This is a genomic window from Nitrospira sp. CR1.1 (assembly GCA_014055465.1).
Lineage (GTDB): Bacteria > Nitrospirota > Nitrospiria > Nitrospirales > Nitrospiraceae > Nitrospira_A.
The window spans coordinates 1-5,174 of record WIAF01000027.1 but is presented as its reverse complement, the minus strand read 5'-3'; the positions used below and the strand labels follow the sequence as shown (position 1 = coordinate 5,174).

The following is a 5,174-nucleotide window of genomic DNA, read 5'->3' as shown; positions in this document are numbered from 1 at the left end:
AGATCCAGAAAGGACGTCCTTCCGGTGCGATAGCCGGCCCGCGCGGCTTCCACGCCCTGCTCGGCCTGGGGCAGCACCGTGGTCCGGTACAGCACCGCCACTTCCCAACTCGCCCGGACTTTTGCCAACAGATCCCGGATCTGGAACCGGGTCAGGTTTTCCGCTGTGTGGAGGTCTGCGCGTGCCGCCGCGACCGCTGCTGACGCCTCCTGCACGGCCGCGTCGTACTTCGGCCTGGTCCAGAACGCGAACGGCATGTTGATGGACACCACGGCGCCGAACCCGTCGTTGGCATTAAAGTTCTGAAAGCGCTGGAACGCCAGATGGAGATCGGGGTAGTACTGGCGCTGAGCGAGGGCGCGGACGCCTTCGTTCCGCTGGACGGCCAACTCGCCGGCCTTGAGCTCAGGCCTGGCAGTGACGGCTGTCTGATACAGTTCTTCAAGCTCCTTGTCGAACCGCTGGTCGCGCGGCACCTGTGGAGAGCCCAACGGAAACCGCGGATCCCGATCCAACAAGGTGTTCACTTTGGCCTGGGCCGTATCTCGCTGCTGTTCCAGAACCGGAAGACGCTGGTACAGAGTGGAGAGCTCAACTTGGGCTTTGAGCACGTCCACTTGGCTACCCTTCCCGGTCCGGAACTTCGCAATAGCGATCTCAAGAAACTGTTTGAGCAGGTCGATCTGTTCGTGGTGGATGTGGATCGCCTTGTGCGCGAGAAACAGGTCATAGTAGGCCTGCTTGACGCGGGCGATCAGGTCGCGTTCCTTGGCACGTAACGCCTGCTCTGTTATGTGAGCCGACCGATTGGCAACCTCTTCCTTCAGGGTGAGTTTTCCGGGAAAGGGGAACTTTTGCGACAGTCCGATAATGGTGTTCTCCGCCCGACCGAGGTTGAAGGATTCGGGAGCATTCCACCATTGGACTGACAGGGTGGGATCCTCCAGCGAGCGCGCCTGCGGCACTCGTTTCGAGGCGGCCTCCCATTGCTGCCGCGCCGCCTGGCGTTCAGGATTTCTCGCCAAGACTTCCTGAATCAACCCTGACAAGCCCAACGTCGCTGGCTGAATGCGTTCATCCGCAGCGGCACGGCCTGAGAGTCCACCAACACACAGCACTCCGACCACGGCCATCGTGAGGCACTGATGTACTGGATTCCATCTCATGAGAATCCTCCTTTTCAAATTCTTGGGCTCGGTATTCCAGCTGAACAACCGGCTCTCGGTACGAATGACCGAGCAGAACGGCCTAAGTGGTTCAGCACGAAGACTGAGCAGTAGGATTAGAACAGGTTGAGAAAACTCAGGATGGGAGGATCAAATGCGAAGCACGATGGTGCTCGTCCGAAGCAGTTGAGACGAACTGTCTGAAGGTAAGGGAAACGGAGGTTTGAAAATCCCGTCTAGCGGCGGCGATGAGAGGAGCGAACCCGAAAGCGCGTCTTCCACCCACAGCAGTGGGCCATCATAGGAAGGCTGGGACTGACTCGGCGCCTCGGCCGTGAACGTCTTAAACGCGTCGCAGACCTGTCGTGCCGATTGTTCTTCCGGTGTGGAACAGCCATTGCCCATCTCCGTGCTTGAACTGCTGCTTACCGGCAGGAGACAGGCATAGGCATTGAAACTCAACACGAGGAGGAGCAGCACTAAGGTCGTTGAGAGGAGGGAATGGAAGCGGCGCATGGAGCGTCTCCTGAACAGGGAAACCTTACCACTCTTTCAGTCTGCTCGCAAGAGTGCCTCGCCTCGGACTCTGGCGCCACTGGTCGACTTCACGAAGTCGACACCCTACCTTCTCGCTAATTTGAACCAGCGCGCCGAATGTTCTGATTTGAAGTCAAACGGGAGCAGGCGTTGCGCTGTGAGGCACATTCGATTCGATCCTCTCAGATTGACCAATTCTTGATCGTGATACACATAGGTGTGCACGAAGAATAAAGTTCTTACCTGAATTTCCACCACGGGCTGCGTCGTTGTTCGACGTTCCGCCTATATAGGTCTCTTTTTAGATAAGAACTTTATTCTTTGCCTACAATAGGGATGGAGTCTCACGGATGTCTCTGTCCCAATTGCCACATCCTTAGGACTGCCGATCGCGTTAGTTGAAATTTGTGGGGAGTTGGTGTGGCTGCGGTGACTAGAATGGGTGATGCTGGCGCCGTTCTGACTAGGCGCGCCCGGTCGTGGAGCGAAGCGATTCTTCCAGAATATCTCGTTGATATAATGTTAAGATGTGATGCTGCAGGAGATATCTGCTAGATTCGTCGGCTGCAAACGTTGACCGAGGGATTCTTACTCTCTTCTATTCTTTGAGCCTAGATGCTGGTGTCTCTTCCCCGTGTTGCTTATGGCATGGTCGTATTTAGGAGAACTCATGAAAAACTAAGCCAATACCTTCTCCAGAGCATGCTCGACAGCATGCTTTCTTTCTCGGAATGTGGGCTGAGTGCTTTTAAGTGTATTTGTCATTTCCTTGATAAGGACTCGGCAATTAATTGCCTTCACCTTGTTCTTATTAAAATTTAGGATTCTGAATCCAGTTGGCAATTTGGTGAACATGCCGACTTCCAGTAATAGCACATCATCAAGCTCCACGCAGTAGGATGGTTCTCCGGTCTTGAAAGTCACGTAATAGGTGTCATCCTCCTGATCGTAGGTTTCAGAAAACTCCAAATTCACTTCGGTTGACTCGATACTCATTTTACCTTTTAAATCGGCTCTCATCTTGCTGCCCCCTCTGGTTTGTATTCCTTTGTTCCAGGTCTGGGCTTCTCTGTCGGATAGACAGTACAGATCCGCTGTGTTGCTGTGTCTATCACCACGACGAAATAATTACATGGAAGCGGACCATCTACACCCGGCAAAATCATGAACGATTCAAACTTCTTATAATATAAGAACTGTGTTGAGATCGTCTTATGATGCCTCACGTAATCTGGTGCAATCAGCGTGGTGGAAACTTTCTCACCGTTATGGCGATAATAATATCGCTCCGGTTGACTGCAGATTGTATTCCACTTGGCTTGCGAGAGCGTCACATCGCCATGGTGCTTTGTTGGAAACGAAGCGGTCCCCTTGGGACCAAACGATATATCAGGCAATGCACTTCCTCAAATGCGGGCTTGCATGCTAACAGACCGCCTCGTCTTATCTCAAGAGGGAGCATATCAGGCCTGCCTGAATTGGCAATAATTTAAATATTCCAAGCAATTACAGCCCGCGATCATCCCCTTCTTCCTTAGGGGACGCCTGCCCTTTAGATACCAAATATCATCAACTTATAAATAGGTCACCTGTGTGATTTACTAGGTGTTCTAGACGTGTCTTAGAGGGGTGCTGCGATCAGCGCCACATGCATACTCGATGTGATGGATGGTCCTATTCTTGAACTGAAAGCCCAGTTTCTGGATCATTGAGGCAAGAGTCTCAAAATCATGCCGCAATCGTGTTGGCCGCCAGATATAAAGGCTGGACAACTGGGGAGATGACAGTCTAAATCGGATGTCATGATCCTCATTAAAGTAGGGTTCGAGACGCCAGTGGTAAAACAGTTGCGATAGTTGAGCGATCGTGTCCTCGTGAAGCAGACGATCGAATTCACTGCCAATCTGCATCGAGGCTTCAAACGCCACATATGGATCGAGGCCACGATACCAATGCCCCTCACAGGAGGCGATCGTGCGCATGAGACCGGTGCGGTTCATGGTTGCCACCAATGGAGCAATGCCTGGTTCGATGGTGGAGTAGGATCGCAGTGGTCGTTCTGTTTGGAATAACGAAGTCATAAGCTGCAACATCTTCACCTCCCAGTTTATCTTTAAAGAAGAATAGTGTGACTGAGAGTTGGGAGTTTGCAGGGATTCCTGCCAAGCTAAAGATGTCCTTGGCAGAGAATTTCAACGAGCGGGAACAGCAGCGGATAGGCTCAGCGATGTGCCAAATAGCGAGGTTGTAGCGTAACTCCTTACTCAGGTCAGAAAGCCCTAAGAACCAGGAGTCAATTACCAAGGCACGGTCTGTTCATCTACCCCAGAAGCCTAAATTGCAACATCCGGAAGAAGCAATGAAACAGGTCTGCGCCGCGGCTTCATCCGTTTCCGGACTATCCAGCCATTAGTGGGGCAGCACGCATCGAAGCGTAGGCCGCCTGGCACCCTTAGCAGTTTATCGGTTGGAATGGCACCGACTCCTCAACGAGGAGCGACTTGATCGGAGGGACGATCACCAATGCGCCGTTCCGTACCCATCCAGAGACGGACAAGATTATCGGTGTGCTTGGACCAGATGAGGATAGCCACTAGACAGGCGAATAACACGAAGAGCCAGGATTGATGAGACAGCAGCGCCACAATTGGAAACAATCCAAAGGCCACGAGTGCACCCCCGGAAGAATATTTCCACAATAAGACCGCTCCGACCCAAATACCCATGAGGGTGAGGCCGATCCAGGGGGCGACTCCCAGCACCGCTCCTAAGGCCGTGGCTACACCCTTCCCTCCCTTGAAATTCAAAAAGATGGAATAGAGGTGGCCGACGATAGACGTCAGCGCCACGAGCAGAATAGCAGCTTCTTGGTGGAATAGTAGTGTGCCTATCCATCCGACGAGCCATCCCTTCCCAATGTCACCGAGCAACGTCAGGATCCCGGCCTTTTTCCCACCGACCCGCAAGACATTGGTGAATCCGACATTCCGGCTCCCCGCCATCCTGGGATCAGGCGAGTCCAACCATCGTGACACGACGACGCCGAAAGGAATCGATCCTAAAAGATACCCTCCAATACTTGCCAACAACACCAACCAATTCAAAGAGCTCTCTCCAAACACGATTCGAAATATTCTAAGGATTTACTAGCCCGTTGGCTGAAGACTCGAAGGTATCGATCCTGTTTCCTCGTAATTGAGAGAAACATTCTGTGAAGGGTTTGACACGCTCTTGGAAAGAGAGCGTGTCCGGAACAACAGAGAACGTTCAACTTATTCGTCACTATTTTCATAGAAAAATCATGGTCTTATACTGCCGCATCTTTGTAAAGAAAATTACTTCCGACCGCGCCTCTGTCAACAGCTTTAGTTCGCGCAATTACCTGTTACCGTCTGGGCAAAACGTTCATACATTCTTGGATAATCAATAGCTTGCGAGGTTCGACATGTAAGGATTTTGCATCTTCGGACA

At 52.2% G+C, this 5,174-nt stretch carries 5 protein-coding genes; all 5 read right to left on the bottom strand.

Annotation, left to right across the window (positions count from 1 at the left end):
- Nucleotides 1-1,166, bottom strand: a 1,166-nt coding sequence (locus GDA65_20435; GenBank protein ID MBA5865053.1) for a hypothetical protein, incomplete at its 3' end; no start/stop codon positions are given.
- A 150-nt stretch (nucleotides 1,167-1,316) separates the two neighbouring features.
- The gene (locus GDA65_20430; protein MBA5865052.1) at nucleotides 1,317-1,682 is read right to left on the bottom strand and encodes a hypothetical protein; all 366 of its coding nucleotides are present in this window, start codon (nucleotides 1,680-1,682) and stop codon (nucleotides 1,317-1,319) included.
- A 699-nt stretch (nucleotides 1,683-2,381) separates the two neighbouring features.
- Entirely contained in the window at nucleotides 2,382-2,723 is a 342-nt protein-coding gene (locus GDA65_20425) for a hypothetical protein (GenBank protein ID MBA5865051.1), read from the bottom strand.
- Nucleotides 2,724-3,313: 590 nt separating this feature from the next.
- Nucleotides 3,314-3,796 carry a hypothetical protein gene (locus GDA65_20420; protein MBA5865050.1) on the bottom strand — a complete coding sequence of 161 codons (483 nt, stop codon included), beginning with the start codon at nucleotides 3,794-3,796 and terminating at the stop codon, nucleotides 3,314-3,316.
- A 393-nt stretch (nucleotides 3,797-4,189) separates the two neighbouring features.
- Nucleotides 4,190-4,798: a glycerol-3-phosphate 1-O-acyltransferase PlsY gene (gene plsY / locus GDA65_20415; protein MBA5865049.1), complete on the bottom strand. Its 609-nt coding sequence runs from the start codon at nucleotides 4,796-4,798 to the stop codon at nucleotides 4,190-4,192.
- Nucleotides 4,799-5,174 lie beyond the last annotated feature (376 nt).